The 16,208-nt window shown below is 40.5% G+C and carries 13 protein-coding genes; 8 read left to right on the plus strand and 5 right to left on the minus strand.

The window, feature by feature from the left end; all coding sequences use genetic code 11:
* The first annotated feature begins 66 nt into the window (after nucleotides 1-66).
* Genes EOD41_RS12460 through EOD41_RS12470 form a run of 3 tightly spaced genes read left to right on the plus strand, consistent with a single transcriptional unit; the run spans nucleotide 67 to nucleotide 3,300 of the window.
* The gene (locus tag EOD41_RS12460) at nucleotides 67-930 is read left to right on the plus strand and encodes a glycosyltransferase (RefSeq protein WP_127705368.1); all 864 of its coding nucleotides are present in this window, start codon (nucleotides 67-69) and stop codon (nucleotides 928-930) included.
* A 2-nt stretch (nucleotides 931-932) separates the two neighbouring features.
* The gene (locus EOD41_RS12465) at nucleotides 933-2,162 is read left to right on the plus strand and encodes a hypothetical protein (protein ID WP_127705370.1); all 1,230 of its coding nucleotides are present in this window, start codon (nucleotides 933-935) and stop codon (nucleotides 2,160-2,162) included.
* Nucleotides 2,119-3,300: a glycosyltransferase family protein gene (locus EOD41_RS12470; RefSeq protein ID WP_127705372.1), complete on the plus strand. Its 1,182-nt coding sequence runs from the start codon at nucleotides 2,119-2,121 to the stop codon at nucleotides 3,298-3,300. Before EOD41_RS12465 ends, EOD41_RS12470 begins: the two co-directional genes overlap by 44 nt.
* A 22-nt stretch (nucleotides 3,301-3,322) precedes the next feature.
* On the opposite strand, the gene EOD41_RS12475 is transcribed toward EOD41_RS12470, so the two are convergent.
* The 5 genes from EOD41_RS12475 to EOD41_RS12495 form a co-directional block, all read right to left on the minus strand.
* Nucleotides 3,323-4,747 (minus strand): GH39 family glycosyl hydrolase, encoded by a 1,425-nt coding sequence (locus EOD41_RS12475; protein ID WP_127705374.1) that lies wholly within the window; start codon nucleotides 4,745-4,747, stop codon nucleotides 3,323-3,325.
* Nucleotides 4,744-5,874 (minus strand): hypothetical protein, encoded by a 1,131-nt coding sequence (locus EOD41_RS12480; protein WP_127705376.1) that lies wholly within the window; start codon nucleotides 5,872-5,874, stop codon nucleotides 4,744-4,746. Before EOD41_RS12480 ends, EOD41_RS12475 begins: the two co-directional genes overlap by 4 nt.
* 4 nt (nucleotides 5,875-5,878) lie before the next feature.
* Nucleotides 5,879-6,349, minus strand: coding sequence for a hypothetical protein (locus EOD41_RS12485; RefSeq protein ID WP_127705378.1), 471 nt, complete (start codon nucleotides 6,347-6,349; stop codon nucleotides 5,879-5,881).
* Nucleotides 6,350-6,422: 73 nt separating this feature from the next.
* The gene (locus tag EOD41_RS12490) at nucleotides 6,423-7,547 is read right to left on the minus strand and encodes a DUF1972 domain-containing protein (RefSeq protein ID WP_127705380.1); all 1,125 of its coding nucleotides are present in this window, start codon (nucleotides 7,545-7,547) and stop codon (nucleotides 6,423-6,425) included.
* A 318-nt stretch (nucleotides 7,548-7,865) separates the two neighbouring features.
* The gene (locus EOD41_RS12495) at nucleotides 7,866-10,097 is read right to left on the minus strand and encodes a PAS domain-containing protein (protein ID WP_127705382.1); all 2,232 of its coding nucleotides are present in this window, start codon (nucleotides 10,095-10,097) and stop codon (nucleotides 7,866-7,868) included.
* A 433-nt stretch (nucleotides 10,098-10,530) separates the two neighbouring features.
* Between EOD41_RS12495 and EOD41_RS12500 the strand changes: the two genes are divergently transcribed.
* The 5 genes from EOD41_RS12500 to EOD41_RS12520 all read left to right on the plus strand — a co-directional run bounded on the left by EOD41_RS12500 (nucleotide 10,531) and on the right by EOD41_RS12520 (nucleotide 16,064).
* Entirely contained in the window at nucleotides 10,531-11,607 is a 1,077-nt protein-coding gene (locus EOD41_RS12500) for an L-dopachrome tautomerase-related protein (protein ID WP_127705384.1), read from the plus strand.
* Between the two features lie 685 nt (nucleotides 11,608-12,292).
* Nucleotides 12,293-13,072 (plus strand): SRPBCC family protein, encoded by a 780-nt coding sequence (locus EOD41_RS12505; RefSeq protein ID WP_127705386.1) that lies wholly within the window; start codon nucleotides 12,293-12,295, stop codon nucleotides 13,070-13,072.
* A gap of 30 nt (nucleotides 13,073-13,102) precedes the next feature.
* Nucleotides 13,103-14,278, plus strand: a complete 1,176-nt coding sequence (locus EOD41_RS12510; RefSeq protein ID WP_127705388.1) for a zinc-dependent alcohol dehydrogenase — start codon at nucleotides 13,103-13,105, stop codon at nucleotides 14,276-14,278.
* Nucleotides 14,279-14,365: 87 nt separating this feature from the next.
* Nucleotides 14,366-15,517: a zinc-dependent alcohol dehydrogenase gene (locus tag EOD41_RS12515; RefSeq protein ID WP_240663382.1), complete on the plus strand. Its 1,152-nt coding sequence runs from the start codon at nucleotides 14,366-14,368 to the stop codon at nucleotides 15,515-15,517.
* A gap of 10 nt (nucleotides 15,518-15,527) precedes the next feature.
* Nucleotides 15,528-16,064 (plus strand): hypothetical protein, encoded by a 537-nt coding sequence (locus EOD41_RS12520; RefSeq protein WP_240663384.1) that lies wholly within the window; start codon nucleotides 15,528-15,530, stop codon nucleotides 16,062-16,064.
* The last annotated feature ends 144 nt before the right edge of the window (nucleotides 16,065-16,208 follow it).

Consider the following 16,208-nt stretch of genomic DNA (forward strand, 5'->3'; position numbering starts at 1 on the left):
GTTTAAAAAGTGATATGCAGGAAAACCACTTGTATAGTTTTACACGTTTAAAAATTCTAAGATAGAATGGCCAACAGCTTACCATTTGTGTCTGTTATCATTCCGACTTACCGGGATTGGAGTAGATTGAGTAAATGTCTTACGGCATTAAATGAGCAGGATTACCCCAACAATCAATTTGAGATCATCATAATCAATAACAATCCCGGAGATAAAATTCCTGATAATTACCTTATGCCTGCTAATTGTGTGGCCATTGATGAGTATAAGCCTGGGTCGTACGCTGCACGTAATGCTGCTGTGAAGATTGCTAAGGGTGATGTGCTTGCTTTTACCGACTCAGACTGTATACCCCATGCATCATGGATAAGTAACGCCATACGTTTTTTTACAGTTAATACCGACATTACCAGGATAGCCGGAAACATTAAGCTGTTCTATCAAACAGACAAACTTACGTTCGCTGAAATTTATGAAAAAGTATATGCGTTTAAGCAAGAAAAATCGGCAGCAGAAGGTGTTAGCGTAACAGGTAATATGTTTGCATATAAACATATTTTTGATTCGGTAGGACTGTTTGATGAAAACCTATTATCGGGCGGAGATTTTGAATGGTCAAAAAGGGCGGAAGCTGCGGGTTATAAGATCAGCTTTGCAGAAGATGTTATCATTATGCACCCGGCAAGGCACCAAATGGCCGAACTGTATAAAAAAGAGATAAGGCGTGCCGGCTGGATAGGTAATAACAGAGGTTTAGCTCTTAAAAGGTTACTTAAGTATATCATTCCACCCGTAAACACGTTATTGCATGGCAGTGACCTAAATGTGACTGAGCGGGCAAAACTATTTCTGATAAGGTATAAACTGAATCTTATCCGTTCTGCTGAAGAAATAAAAATATCATTCGGGAAAAGGCCTAACCGGGAATAAAAATGCTCAGATACTTAACCATATTTTACTGGATATTGGCATTTGTTTTTCTTGTGGGAGGAGCCATGCAGTTTTTAGGTATTATAAGCAATACCATATCCACAATGGCCATAGGGTTGGTTATTATAGCAATGTTGGTTGGAAATAAAGTGAAAGTGCCGGCTAATCATTTGCCCGTATTCTATTTGATAATCTTAACCTTAATATCTGCCTTGGTTAACTCAGTATCTCCTGTTTTAACCATTATGTATATGTTTAATTTTATACTGGTACCATTTTTTATATACCGGTTTATAGCTGCAAGAGTAATAAACCGCATAAATCGCCGAAAATTATTCCGCTTTTTTATACTGGTTGGATTGATTCAATTACCGGTGCTGCTATTTCAGCGAATCTTTGCATTGCAACTTACCTACATGGCGGCCAAAACGCTTAGCGTTGTTGATGTGGGCTTTGGTACATTTTTTTTTAAAAACGACCATGGCTTATGTTTCTTTTTATTATGCATGATAATTTATTTGCTGTATGATACTGAACTATATGTATCTAAAGTGCAAAAAACATTCTTGATTATATATTACAGCGTTACTATTGCTTTATCAAATTCATACATATCCTTTTTGCTATTAATTATGGTGTATGGCTTTTACTTTTTAGGCAGGCTGAATGTTAAACGTATAATATTGTCGGCATTGGTTTTACTGTTACTATATGGGGCCGTCACTACAATATCATTCCTGCAGGAAATAGTAGGCGATAAGTATGAACATCTTGAGCGAAAGGCCATAAATAAGGATGACGAATTTGATGCCGAGAAGAGAGATTTAAGCGAAGCTGAGAGGGGCGATATTGTTATGTTTTATCTGGCCCAGGATATTAGTGTTATAGGTAAAGGCCCTTACGATTATTTTGATCCTGTAAAAGGCGAATTCAGAACCTTTGCCAATTTTAGTCAGTATATATGGTTTTATAACGACTTAGGCATTTTAGGTGTAATAGGTGTGATCTTTTATTACGTATCATTATACCTTGCTAACTATAAATTAAAAAATTACAGGATAATCTTCCTGGTACTAATAGTTATTTATTCATTCTTCACCAATACACTAAGCGACCTTGCCTTTAACATTGTATTTGCCTTTTTTATTTTAAAGGATTCGCCTTATTTAATATCTAATCTAAAAGAATATGAATATAGTTTGTATACCATACCACGACTGGAGGAAAATTGAGACAGAGGGGTTTAGAACCCGCGATTCGCATATTATCTCCCACCTGGCTGGTAATAAAGCTGTAAATAATTTAATAATTGTTAACAGGCCTATCACAATATTCGAACTTTTAATTAAGAAAAAGAACAAGAAGATCTCCGGCGAAAAAGTATTCTCATACAAATCGGGTGCTTTGTATAAGATTAAAAACAATATGTATGTTTTTGACTTTTTCTCAGGTGATTTTTTGGGTCCTGTTTTGAATGGTAAAAAGTGGTTTTTTAACAGCTTTGAGAATAAAGAATTTATTGAGGCCTATAATAAGGCTATAGCTTTTTTAGGTATAACTGTAGATGTGGTTTATAACCAGAATATCTTTGCCAGCTTATTTGTTAAAAAACTATCATTACCAAGTGTGTTTGATGCATGGGATAACTTTATATTATTCCCGCAGAATAAGAAGTTTGAGGGCCTGTTTTTTAATGCTTATGCCGAATTAGCAAAGTATGCTGAAGTATGGACTACTAATTCGGTTAAAAATATTGATTACTATCAAAAGCATTATGCGCCTAAGGAGTGTGTTTTAATTAAGAATGGCGTTGATATAGAGCGGTTCGCCAAAAAATACCCTGTTCCTTCTGATCTTAAAAACATCCCATCGCCAATTATAGGCTTTGGTGGAAAGATCACCCATTTGTTTAACTATGATTTTTTTAATTATGCTGTAACCCAGCATCCTGATAAATCCTTTGTAATAGTGGGGCAAATACTGGATAAGTCTGTATTTAAACAAATAAATAAAGCTAAAAACGTTTACTATCTGGGTGATAAACCATATGATCAGTATGTTTCTTACATAACTAATTTTAACTTGGGAATTATCCCTTATGTAACAGATCATTTAGAGCATGGCGCTGATAGCATTAAAATGTACGAGTATTTGGCAAGTGGTTTAAATGTAGTAGGTACATCAGGAGCCGGAATGGCCGATATGTCGTCACTCATTTATATATCAACAAACAAGCAGAATTTTTCTGATAACATTAATAATGCGCTAAAACAAAATAAGGAAATCGAACTACCTGAGTTTCATTCATGGGAGTATAAAACTACCGAAACCCTTGACGTTTTAACCAAGGTAATAAGCAAGAATAAATAACCTGCACTATAAACGGTTGGGGTTAATTTGCCTGCAGCTCAATTAACATTAAACCCACCGAACTGCGGTTATAACTGAGTGAGATACTGCCATCTGCGGTGCTTTTTACCGACTGAGTTTTTGTAGTGTTTATTCCATCAGATGTAAGTACTTTCCAGGTAACATCGTAATTAGTAGCCGGCAAGGCTTTGATATTTACTTGCAGTTGTTTTTTTTGCTGCTTGCTGCATAGCATCATCCTGATAGTTTTATTATTGGCTGTTTTGCCTGCTATAGCCATTACATTGTTGTTGTTAATAACAAGGGGTAAACGCAATGGTGCTTGACTCCTGAGGTCGCTGTAGGCCTTGTGTGCCCAGGCCATACTGTTCCATTTAAGATTGACCTTGTTTTTTGCGAACTGAGCGGTGCCCATGTTTGCTATGTTGAACATTCCCCATGTTTCAATCAGCGGATAGAAATAAATACGTGTTACACCAAAGTTTTCGGCAGCAATAAGAGTAGCGCCAACGTCAACTCCGGCATCAACTGTTTTTAAATAAGGCGACGGTAATGCACTGTTCCATTCGGTACATAAACTTTCGGTATTGATATATCCATATTTAGTTAAACTGTTTTTAACCAGCCCCGCAAATTTTACAAAAACATCGCTGCCCTTCTTTTGCTCATAAACATGCCACGAATAAAAATCTAATGGCGTCCTGTCCGAAAAGTTTCCATCGCTATTAGGGTCGGCTAAATAAGCTATCAGCAAATCGCCATAATTATTATGCAGAGCAAAGTTTGCAATGCCGCAGCCACCTACTTTCAGGTTTGGGTGGCATTTCTTTATATAAATTAAGCTTTCCCGAAAAAGATCTCTGAATTTATCGGGTGTGCCTGTATAAAAATTAAGATCGGGCTCATTCCATATTTCAACGTATTTAACCGGGTATTTAAACCCCGATGCCCATCCGTCAACATAGTGGGCTACAATACGTTCGGCTATAATTGCCCATTTTTTTGCATCGGGCGGGTTAGTGCCGGGCAAACGTCTGCTTTTTGATGCAGCAAAGCTTACGCCTAATCGCAAAAATGGCACAAAATTTTGGGTAACCAAGCCTTGCATTACTGAGTCGGCCGCAGTAAAATCATAGTTTTGGGCGTTAAGTGGGTCTGCATTCCAATCTTTGAATATAAGATCCCAATCCATAGATTTTATATCATGAGTTCTGATCTCATTAATGCCTACATCTTTCACAGCATTGAAGGTACCCGCGCCCCACTTGTTTATCCTATTACCATAATGAGAAATATTACCTCCGGTTGTAAGCTTAAAAGGTGAGGTGGCTGAATTAACCGCATCTAACGAAATATTTATAACTGATTGCTGGCATCCCCCGCTTAAAGGAAAACATAATAATATTATTGCTAATGTTCGGATGGATCGGGAAATAATAATTTTCATCTGTTATAAACTCGCCTTGCTCTGAGTCTGTTTATTAAAGTTACAAAAAGGCAGAAAACCAATACAATTAATGAGCTTAAAAATAGCAGGTACATTGATGTTTTAGATGGTGCTTGCAATGCCTGCTGGCCTGTCAGTATATCTATGGCATTTGGGAATTTCATTATTTCACCTGCTGTAAAAAACAGGTATACCCAGTACAATACAACACAAATGCTTGCTGCTGTTAAGCACAATATAAATTTTATTCGCTTAGCACTATTGGCAACAAAGTCATAATTAAATAGCTTGAATATTGCATTCCAGTTTATAAACACCAGGTATACTATGATGTTTGAATAAAAAGCTATATTGAACATAAGCAGCACCAGAATATGGAAAACTGTGCCACCTGCTAAAAATAATTGAAACCAGTTCCTTCGCATAATGCTGAAAAGAAAACCTATTTCCAGAATTAAAGCCGAGTAATCAAAAAGTTTCCATACCAAATGGTTTTTAACAGTCATAAGGTAATCGGCAACTACATTAAGATCTCCTAAGGAGTAGTATTTTTTAATTAAGTGAAACCGTACAGCTTCGGCCTCCCAGTTTTGCCAGCCACCCAAAAACTTTTGAAAGCCCGAGGTAAACATAGAAAAGGCTATAGCCGCGGCTAACATAATAATGTATAATGAATTGTCACTATCAGTCAGCCCGTTTTTGTTTTTAACACGGTTTATTGCCAGGTAATCGCCCCATCCTGCAAGCGATAAAAATATAGGCGCGATAAGCCACATTAATAAATGATCTATTTTACCAAATGAGTAGCAATAGTTATGGCCTAAAATAGCTGTAACAGCAAACGCTATTGATGTTACGCGGCAATACATGCCTAAAAACATCATGGCAAAAAATATCAGATTAAGTAGCGTTAAAATCTTGAAAAATAAAGCTGATGGAAAACCGTTGAACAAACCCGCAAGGCTATACTGAGGTGGGTTAAAAAGAAAATTTAGATCGCTGCTCAACCAGGTATAAGATGGAAGCCCTACAAATACAACTACACAAACGCAATATAAAATACGGTACAGCGAAAGGTATTGCGGCGCAATATGGTAACCCTTTACATCAACTAATTGTAACCGCATGGCTTCAAAACAAGACTATATTTGTGTAAACAGGATTGCTAAAATCATGATCTACTTTGGAACTGATCATATTGTATGTACGGTTGCCCTGAACTATAATCAGTGATTTGAAATTATTTAGCCCCTGGCGGTTTAGACATTTAGTAAGATATTTTTTTAAATCGGCGATTTCTTTCTCACTGTATTCATTATTATTAATTTTTGAAGCGATAGTTTTCAATACATAATATTTATGCTTTGGATATAGATTGTAAAAGAGTTGCTCTTCGTCAAGCTTAACTTTACTACCATTGCTGGTAATGCCGAAAATACCGGCTACAGGAAATTCGGCTTTGTGCCTGATATCAGGCGCATTTGAAAATGAAGGAAATACTAAAGAAGGATAGAAATGGCCCAGTTTTTCAGCTGCCGCACTACAAAATAGTATCAGCACATAAGCATAAAATATCCAATGAGCTTTTGTAAAATTCTCCATTAAAAATATCGCGGGTAGATGTTCTCAATATAAACAAAACCCGACTTTATTGTATAAAAACTTGAAAAGTTTATTATTTAAGCCTGTTTTTTTTCAAATCGAAAGCCTTTTCGCATAGCTCTGCGTATTGGTCTACAATTGTATCCCATGAATAATACTCACCAATATTGTCGCGGTTATTGGCAAGCAAGGGCTTAAATTTCTCGTCGGTTTTTACATGAGAATCCAACACCCGGGTTACATCGGCTGCGTCGGTAAAGTACAAGCCATTCTCCTTTAAAATATACTTGTTAAACGGGTTATCATTAGCGCAAATTAAGCTGTTTGATGCCATTGCTTCTAATAGCGACGGATTTGTGCCACCTACCGTGTGCCCATGAAAATATATGTTTGAGTAGTACCTTAAGTTATTAAGTTTATTAATATCATAAATGCTACCAAGGTATATTATACTTTTATCATTAAATTTCGATTTAAGGTATTCGCCGTATGGTGTATTATGATTACCTATAACCAATAGTTTACGGTTAGTATTTGACGAGGCTTTTCCGGCTAATATGGTTTCGATGCTATTTTCCGGTTCAAGCCTTGCAATCAATATGTCAAAGCTGTATGGCTGCAGTTCATACTGATCAAGAATTTTGGGATTAGGCGCTTTGAAATTATATGCGCCATATGGAATATACGTTGATACTGCATTGTAATTTTCTTTCAGGTACTCCTGTATGCCTACCGAATCGGCTATTAAATGATCGGCAAACTTCACACCAAGATACTCGGCGTATTTTAAAAATCTTTTTACAGATTTGGAATATTTGGTACGCAGCCATTCAAGGCCATCCATATTAGTTATTACGGCGCCGTGGTTCTTCAGTAGTCTGCCCCAAACCGAACTGCTTGTATACCCCAGTTGTAATATAACATCAACATCCCTACGCTTTCTTACATCTAAAATGCAATTCAAATCGTACACAAATTGTCCGGCCGTACCTATTTTAAATTCCGGATCATAGCAATGTATTATCTGCACCCCATTCCAGGTGCTTTCTTTATAAGGATGGTTATGTGAATTATAAACAATTACCTCATAACCTCTTTTATTAAAACCGCGAGCAAGATATTCAGCACATTGTTCAAACCCACCATAGTGATTAGGGATCCCGCGAGTTCCCAAAATAGCAACTTTTAATTTTCTCATAAGGTCAGATACAAACTTAAAAAAATAGCCCCTTGAAATGTCTAATAAGGATAATTTGTTGTTTAAGTAAAAAAAATATTAACTTTTTATAAATAATTGGTTTTTTACTTTGCTCAGGTACAGCCATTTACATTGCTTGTGTGGAATGTAACTATTCTGTTACAAAAAAATAATCGCGTACTACAAAGTTGGTTATATTTAGAAGCTATGATGTGCTTCATACTCTTATTGTTACGCTGCTTTTGATTAACACAGTTTCAGATTATAAGCGCAATCCGGCTAACCTAGATAGCAGCTTGCTTAATTTTCGAGAGGAAGTTAACAGTTGTTCAGCGCGTCATAACTTTGTTTGATAATGCTTTCAATGATTTTATCAAGGTCTGCAGCGGAGGTGTTTAAATATGACAGCATAATTTGCCTTGAACAATCATCAATTTTCGGGTCTTTTAGCAGTTGCACCAACCCTAAAATCCGTGCAAGCGGAGCGCGCACCAGATGTGACTGTGTCCATGCAATTTCCCTCAGCCGGATATTGTGTTCTTCGATTGCTTTTGTGTAGGCCATCCTTTCGCTTACGTCCTGCATAGCGCCGATCATTCGTACTGGCTGGTGATGGCGTTCATCAAATATCAGGAAGCCGCGGTCTAAGACATATTTATAATTGCCGTCGGCGCAGCGGAACCGATACTCGCTCGTCCACCTGGGTGTTTTATCGTTCATATGTTGATCAACGGTTTGTACTACCCTATCCACATCATCCGGATGAACGCGGTCACGCCACCATTGTAAATCATAATGAACATCATCGTAGCCAAAAATGCCTTTTATCCCATGATTCCATAAAATTCGTCCCGTAGACATATCTACGTCCCATATCGAATCGCTCGTTGCTTTTGAAACAGCATTGTAGCGATCAAGGTGCTCTTTTAATTTCATTTCTTTTTCTACACGTTCAGTAACCACCCTTGAGTTGCAAACAATACCTTCAATAGCATCGTCGTCACGCATATCTGTAACAACGGTTTCTATCCAGTGCGTTCTGTTGTTGCTGTCAATAAATCTGAACGGTTTTAGTTCAAGACGTTTCATGTGGTTTAACGCCTCAAATTGTTGCATAACGGCCTGTCTATCCTCTTCATGCACAAAAGCAAAAGCATTTTTGCCAACAAAGGCTCTGGGCTCCATACCTAAAATGGGCTTTGCAGTACTGCTTACATAAATATAGTTGCCCTCTGCATCCACTATGGCAATAAGGTCTGCTCCTTCCTGTATTAATTTTTTAAAGCGTCGTTCACTCTTCAGCAGTTCCTGTTCAGCTTTGATCTTTTCAGTAATGTCGGCAACTACAACCATCCTTGCATCGTATGCACCGTACCGTATGGAATTACCCTTGGTGCTAACAATGATGAGTTCACCAGACTTTTTCAAATGACGCGCTTGGGTCATGTGCTTAACCCGAGGTTTTGTTTCACTCCTGATAATGTTTACCAAATGCTCCGCATCCTCCTTTGGCCGGATATCCAGAATGGACATGGACAGGAACTCTTCCTTAGAATAACCGTAATGGTCAACTGCCGCTTCATTTACATCCAGAAACATCAATGAGGCAGTATCGTAAACCCACATTGGCAAGGGGCTTAGCTGAAACAAATCGCTGTAGGTATCTTTCAGTGATTTTAACTCCGTTTCCGCTACTTTCCGTCCGGAAATATCCCTAAGTACGCCAATCATCCTTATGGCTGTCCCTTGTTCATCTCTTAAAATATAGCCGTTTTCTTCAACATGCAAGTAATGTCCGTCCCGTTTTTTTAAACGGTAGGAAGCCATCCAGTTGTTGTTTGCAGGTTTAACTATTGCCGCGTTCAGGCTATCCTCCAGGGCGAGGATATCTTCAGGATGTACCATAGCTGCCCATTTGCTGAGCGGGAATTCTTCTTCGTTCGGATATCCGAATAGTCTATAGAATGCCTCACCCCAATGAATATGGTCATTCTCCATGTCCCAGTCATATATGGCATCGTCAGTCGCCTTATTGACATAATAATGCCGTTCATTACTTAAGCGGAGGGCATGCTGGGCTTGTTCACGTTCCCCAAGTTCAATCTTGACCTTTTCGTTGCTTGCTTCCAATTTTTGCTCTGCCTCCACAAGGGCTGTCACGTCGGTCGAACTTTGAACAATATAAGAGACATTTCCGTCGATGTCCAGCAACGGATAGGTTTCGATGTTCCAGTACCGTACATATTCATCCGTGTTACTTGAACTCGGCGAGTCGTAGCGGTGCCGGTTGATCAGACAAGTTTTTTTAGACCGTAAAACATGATCGAACGCGTTAACAATGTTCAATGTCCTGCTACCGTCGTCATCGGCATTTGCAGGAAAAGCCTCAAAAAAAGGTTTTCCTATCAGCATAAACCGACCGGTAAATGTTGCTTGAAGAAATGCCTTATTTACAGCGGCTATTGTGTAGGCTGGTTTATCCGGCTTTAAGATAATACACGGTGTAGGTATGGAATTGTATAATAGTTCTATTTCTTCAAGACACACCATAGTATAAATCCCTAAATCCCCGCAGTCAACATTTTCCTTAAGACAACCGCAACGTTATACGGCTGCACTACATTTAATGTTACTATAACCAGTGGCCTGCGGGTTATCGTTGATACTCCTGAATAAGTTCACTGCACATTCAATCTGCATAATTATACAAATTAAAGCTCCGTTCGCATTTTTATAAATTAGGTAACGGAAAACTTTATTCGTATTAATGAAGGTGGAAGTTATTTCTTTGATTGATATCCGTTGCCATAGAACTGTCTGTACCGATGACACATTAGTTGTATTGAACCAGGAATCGAAATCTCTCTTTTAATAAATATAACCCACCTTAAAGATAGTTAATAATTGGTGTAAATTATTTTACTATTAAGCAACTATTTTGCATTCACTGCGTTCATAATTTAAAGGCTTTAAGCATTAACATATGAAAAAAATAACATTAATTTTTTCACTGGTGGCAACTACGGTTGCCGCTATTGCCCAACCCAAACTGGAACAGGTTTACAGCGATAATACCTACCAGTTTACCGGTGTAGCCATATCAGCAAAAGGCAGGCTGTTTGTTACGTACCCGCGATGGGAAGGTCCGTATAAATATGCTGTTGTTGAAGTTATGAAGGATGGCTCTGCAAAGCCTTTCCCGGATGAAGCAATGAACGAATGGATGCCCGGCGAGGACGGCCGAAACAAATGGGTTTGCGTGCAGACAGCTTATATTGATGATAACGACTTTCTGTATATAGTTGATCCGGCGGCGCCAAAACTGGAAAAAGTGGTTGATGTTAACAATGCTGCTAAAGTGGTTAAGTTCAATCTGCAGACCAATAAAATAGACCGGGTATATAACTTTCCGCAGACGATCGACAACCACAGCTATCTCAATGACATCCGCGTTGATACCCAAAAGCAGATGGCTTACCTGACTAATTCCGGTACAGGAGGAATTGTCATCCTGGATCTCACTACCGGCAAGTCACGGCAGGTTCTGCAAAATCATCGTTCGGTGCATCCAGATCCTTATGCCAAATTCATCATTGATGGTCACGAATTGAAGAAGCAAGGTCAGCCGGTGACATTCCAATCAGACGGAATCGCGCTAACCCATAACGGCAGTTATCTTTATTACAAAACAATCACAGACAAGAAGCTTAACCGGATAAGGACAAGTGCTCTCTTAGATACTACCCTGACCGGTCAGCAACTGGCCGGTGCGGTGGAAGAACTGGGCGACGTAGCCCATACGGATGGCATGGAGTTCGACTGGAAAGGCACTCTATATCTGGGCGACCCAACCACCTATGAGTTGTTGCAGGTTGGTCCGGATCACAAACCCCGTACATGGATCAAAAGTGCCGATCTGATTTGGCCCGATACCTACTCCGTATCTAAAGAGGGCTATATTTATGTAACCACTTCGCAGATAAACAAGCAGCCGGCCTATAATGATGGCGTTAATAAACGCAGCCAGCCTTACAAAGTCTATAAGATTAAATTACCCTAACAATAAGGGATATCAACATAAACCCCGTATTGCCAAAAGTAAACGGCTTTGCGGATTATGTGCTAAGAGGCAGTGTGCTGATTTTACTAAGTGCTGTTGGGGCTGAATAAAAAGGCTAAGAAAACAGTATGCTGCCTTCAATAACGCAGTTCACCTTACAATCTTTCCGGAACCTTTTCGCCTTTGTTATTCAATATTATTCACTACTTCAGTAGTACAGTAGTGCTGTTACGGATTGGTATGGACTTACTAAAACATTTTTAACCCAACTTTCAGAACTATATTGCGCTGGGTTTCGCTAATTGAAAAAAAATTAAACAAAAAGAAATTTTATATGTTGCACTCATATATGTTGTAATTGAATTCTTTTCCGTTACGTATCGACCGAGCTTTTTAGCTTTCATATCCTTCCGGTATCAGGCCGATATTCCATATTTTACAGAATCTGAATCTTGTATTGAGAGGTCAGGTAGGTCATTGAAATTAACAATGTGATAATGTTAAAAGGGAGGAATATATGTTTACCAAAAAATTACAGCCTGTTTACCGTATGGGTTACTTCATCAACCCTTATTCTTGACTTACACAGGTATCACAATGGTTATTAAATATATATGCATGCCTGAGCTATTGCTATGCCTTTTCATTCGCCTTCTAAACTAGTCTGAAATCAAATTTTACTATTATGGCAAATACATCGAAAACTTTTACTCCTCCAAGCTCAAAAAGATCCGAAAACCAAGAGCCAACGGAAAACTTTACCAATGTAGGAACCCCGGGCAGAATTTTTTCGCTTTTGGGTGGTACTGCACTCGCGTATTACGGTTGGAAGAAAAAAGATTCTTCTCTTGGAAAAAGCCTAACTACAGCAGGCGCTTACCTCCTGTTAAGAGGAGTTTCAGGTTTTTGCCCGGTTAATAAGGCTTTGCAAATAGATACGGCTCATGCTGATTTCGAAGGGTTTGAAGTCACTTCAAGCGTTACTATACTTAAGCCACGTAACGAGGTATATCAATTTTGGCGCCAGCTTGAAAACCTGCCTAAATTCATGGAGTACCTAAAATCGGTAAAACAGATAGACGACAAGCGCTCACACTGGGTAGCAAAGGTTCCCAAGAACATAATCTCCAAAGAAACACTTAGTACAGTAGCGTGGGATGCGAAAATTGAGCAGGAAGAAGAAAATAACCGGATAGTCTGGCGTTCCGAGCCCAACTCTGAAGTTGAAAACTCCGGTGAAGTACGTTTTACGGATGCACCGGCTAACCGCGGGACCGTCGTGCAAGCTACCATATCTTACCATCCGCCGTTTGGGGTTGCCGGTGAGCTGGCGGCGAAATTACTTAACCCGGCATTTAAAGAACTGGTCAAACAGGATCTGCGCCGTTTCAAGCGACTGCTGGAAGCAGGAGAAATTCCAACCATTATTGGCCAGCCCTCCGGCCGCAAAGACGAGAACTACTAAATCTGTTTTATACTATTAAAAAACTGAGTTATGAAAGCAATTTGCTGGGAAGGAATCAATAAAGTAAGCACCGAACGCGTGCCCGACCCCACTATTCTGAATCCTCGGGATGCCATTGTACGTGTTCTTTTATCATCGGTATGCGGCTCTGATCTGCATCTGCTGGGTGGCTATATACCCGCCATGCGTTCAGGCGATATTATCGGGCATGAGTTTATGGGTGAAATAGTAGAGGTAGGCCCGGAAGTGAAAAAATTTAAGAAAGGTGACCGGGTAGTAGTGTGCTCTGTTTTAGCGTGTGGCGGCTGTGAATACTGTCAGCGAGAGGAGTATTCGCTGTGTGATAACTCCAATGCTGAACCTGAATGGACCGAAAAAGCATATGGTTATCCGGTAGCAGGCATTTTCGGTTATTCTCATGCTTTAGGAGGATATGCCGGCAGTCATGCAGAATACACACGTATTCCCTTTGCCGAAAATACCTGTTTCAAGGTACCTGACGGGGTAAGTAACGAATCCGCCTTGTTTACTTCTGATGCTTTCCCTACCGGATATATGGCAGCCGACTTCGCAGGCATTGAACCTGGTGACACTGTAGTGGTATGGGGTGCCGGCGGTGTTGGCTTGATGGCCATGCATAGTGCCTGGTTGCTGGGAGCCGGCCGGGTGATTGCTATTGACCAGTACCCTTACCGGCTGGAACAAGCACGTTCCAGGGCCAACGCCGAAGTACTCAACTTTAGAGAAGTGGATGTATTGCAGGCGTTAAAAGAAATGACCGGTGGCCGTGGCCCTGACCGCTGTATAGATTGCGTTGGTATGGAGGCTAATAGCACAGGGATTGAGAGGATCTATGATTATGCCAAGCAGTATGCCAGGCTGCAAAACGACAGGCCAGCCGTACTCCGTCAGGCAATCATGGCCTGCCGCAAAGGCGGAACGGTATCTATTATCGGAGTATACGGTGGATTCATTGATAAATTCCCAATGGGAGCGGCGATGAACAAAGGCTTGACTTTCCGTATGGGCCAGCAATTCGGCCAAAGATACATTCCTAAACTGCTGGACATCGTAGCCAAGGGCGAGGTAGACCCGGCTTATTTGCTCACCCATAAATTGTCATTGGATATGGGACAGGAAGGGTACATGATGTTCAAGGAAAAAACAAATAATAACATGCGTTCGGTATTTGCTCCTGCCGGATAAGTTATGTTGATTTTCATATCGTATTGAGCTAAAAGGCAGCACTTTATAAATGTTTTTAATTAAAAGAAGGAGGTAATCATGTTAGCTATGAATTATAGGGGCCCTTTCAGGATCAGGGCCGACCGTGACAAACCCGTCCCGCAAATTGAACATCCTTATGACGCCATTGTGCGCGTCACGAGGTCGCTTATCTGCGGGTCGGATCTGCACTTGTATCACGGGATGGTGCCGGATACCCGCGTAGGAATGACATTTGGCCACGAGTTTACCGGCGTGGTAGAAGAAGTGGGTTCAGGCGTACAAAAGCTTAAGGTTGGGGACCGCGTACTGGTACCGTTCAACATTGCCTGCGGCACCTGCCCATTCTGCAAACAGGAACTGTATGGCAACTGTCATGAGTCTAACCCCGAGGCTACGGCAGTAGGTGGCTTTTTCGGTTATGCGCATATTGCAGGCGGATATGATGGCGGGCAGGCAGAATACGTTCGTGTACCGTTTGCAGATGTGAGCCCGACTGTTATCCCGGAAGGCATGGACATTGAAGATGCTGTTTTACTGACAGATGTTGTACCAACAGGTTACCAGGCCGCCGAAATGGGCGGTATCCGTAAAGGTGATACCGTGGTTGTGTTTGGTGCTGGTCCTGTGGGCATCATGGCAGCAAGGTGTGCCTGGCTGTTTGGCGCCGGACGGGTAATTGTAATTGACCATTTGGATTACCGGCTGGAGTTTGTTAAAAACTACGCCTACTGTGAAGCTTACAATTTTAAGGAAATGGATGATCCGGTGGTATTTCTGAAAAAACAAACAGACTGGTTCGGAGCCGATGTTTGTATTGATGCAGTAGGCTGTGATGCGTCGGGCAGTGCCCTGCAGACCATTACGGGTAAGAAACTGCTCTTACAGGCAGGCTCAGCTACCGCATTGCATTGGGCGGTGAATTCTGTAAAAAAAGGCGGCATTGTTTCGGTTATAGGCGTATATGGCCCGCCGTTTAACATGGTACCTATGGGTAGTATTATGAATAAAGGCATTACCCTGCGCACCAATCAGGCATCCGTCAAAAGATTGCTGCCGAAACTGATTGATCATGTGATGTCAGGACGACTAAATCCTAAAGGCATCATTACGCACCGTTTGCCATTGGAGGAAATATCGGATGCCTATCATATATTCTCAGCCAAGAGAGACAACTGCATTAAACCATTATTAATTCCACCCAGAGCCAACCTGGCTTAAAAATACACTTATGGAAACTAAGAATAAAAAAGAGCCGGATCAAATATCCGGCATCGACAGAAAGATCGCCGAGATGCCAAAAGATCATATTCCTGGTTGGGGCATAGACGCAGATCCCGAAAATGACCCTACTTATCCAATGAAAATCTGGAACGGTGCTGATTACCAACGGATAAATTATGAAAAGCCTCCGCAGCAAAGGGTTAAAATGGAGGTGTTACATTCCATTGAACGTCCCGGTATCACCAGGGTTTTTGGTACCTCAACGCCGCCGAAAGGACTTAGCGGCAGCATCAGGCGCTGGGCTTACAAATATAGTGAAGCTACGACCGCTCACTGGATGGGATTGATACTAGCAGACCGTGTAAATTCGGTAGAAGGCATTATCGATGATTTAAAACATGGTACGATACCCAACTTTTTTGAAGAACGCGGCTGGTCTGCCGAATGGAAATACAACCGGGCCGGATTTATCAAAAATGCATTAACAGGTCTTTTGGTGACTAGTGCAGTTATCGTTTTATGCACTAAAAAAAATCGAAAGTAAAGTGTACGATTCAGGAAAGCTGCGTAACTGCCGGAGCTTTCCTTCTTCAATAAATGATATCCTAATGAGGCAGTGATATTCGTTTGAAAGGAATGGTAGATTTCAAAAAACTTGAGCCCTGATGACAGAAATAAAACTTAGGGA

The sequence above is a fragment of the Mucilaginibacter limnophilus genome, assembly GCF_004005815.1.
GTDB classification, from domain to species: Bacteria; Bacteroidota; Bacteroidia; order Sphingobacteriales; family Sphingobacteriaceae; genus Mucilaginibacter; species Mucilaginibacter limnophilus.

Excerpts from the sequence above, each read along its gene's own strand:
- EOD41_RS12475 (WP_127705374.1), bottom strand. The coding sequence starts at position 4,747 with ATGAAAATTATTATTTCCCGATCCATCCGAACATTAGCAATAATATTA.
- EOD41_RS12500 (WP_127705384.1), top strand. The coding sequence starts at position 10,531 with ATGAAAAAAATAACATTAATTTTTTCACTGGTGGCAACTACGGTTGCC.
- EOD41_RS12505 (WP_127705386.1), top strand. The coding sequence starts at position 12,293 with ATGGCAAATACATCGAAAACTTTTACTCCTCCAAGCTCAAAAAGATCC.
- EOD41_RS12465 (WP_127705370.1), top strand. The coding sequence starts at position 933 with ATGCTCAGATACTTAACCATATTTTACTGGATATTGGCATTTGTTTTT.
- EOD41_RS12460 (WP_127705368.1), top strand. The coding sequence starts at position 67 with ATGGCCAACAGCTTACCATTTGTGTCTGTTATCATTCCGACTTACCGG.
- EOD41_RS12480 (WP_127705376.1), bottom strand. The coding sequence starts at position 5,874 with ATGCGGTTACAATTAGTTGATGTAAAGGGTTACCATATTGCGCCGCAA.
- EOD41_RS12520 (WP_240663384.1), top strand. The coding sequence starts at position 15,528 with ATGGAAACTAAGAATAAAAAAGAGCCGGATCAAATATCCGGCATCGAC.
- EOD41_RS12510 (WP_127705388.1), top strand. The coding sequence starts at position 13,103 with ATGAAAGCAATTTGCTGGGAAGGAATCAATAAAGTAAGCACCGAACGC.
- EOD41_RS12495 (WP_127705382.1), bottom strand. The coding sequence starts at position 10,097 with ATGGTGTGTCTTGAAGAAATAGAACTATTATACAATTCCATACCTACA.
- EOD41_RS12485 (WP_127705378.1), bottom strand. The coding sequence starts at position 6,349 with ATGGAGAATTTTACAAAAGCTCATTGGATATTTTATGCTTATGTGCTG.
- EOD41_RS12490 (WP_127705380.1), bottom strand. The coding sequence starts at position 7,547 with ATGAGAAAATTAAAAGTTGCTATTTTGGGAACTCGCGGGATCCCTAAT.
- EOD41_RS12515 (WP_240663382.1), top strand. The coding sequence starts at position 14,366 with ATGAATTATAGGGGCCCTTTCAGGATCAGGGCCGACCGTGACAAACCC.
- EOD41_RS12470 (WP_127705372.1), top strand. The coding sequence starts at position 2,119 with ATGAATATAGTTTGTATACCATACCACGACTGGAGGAAAATTGAGACA.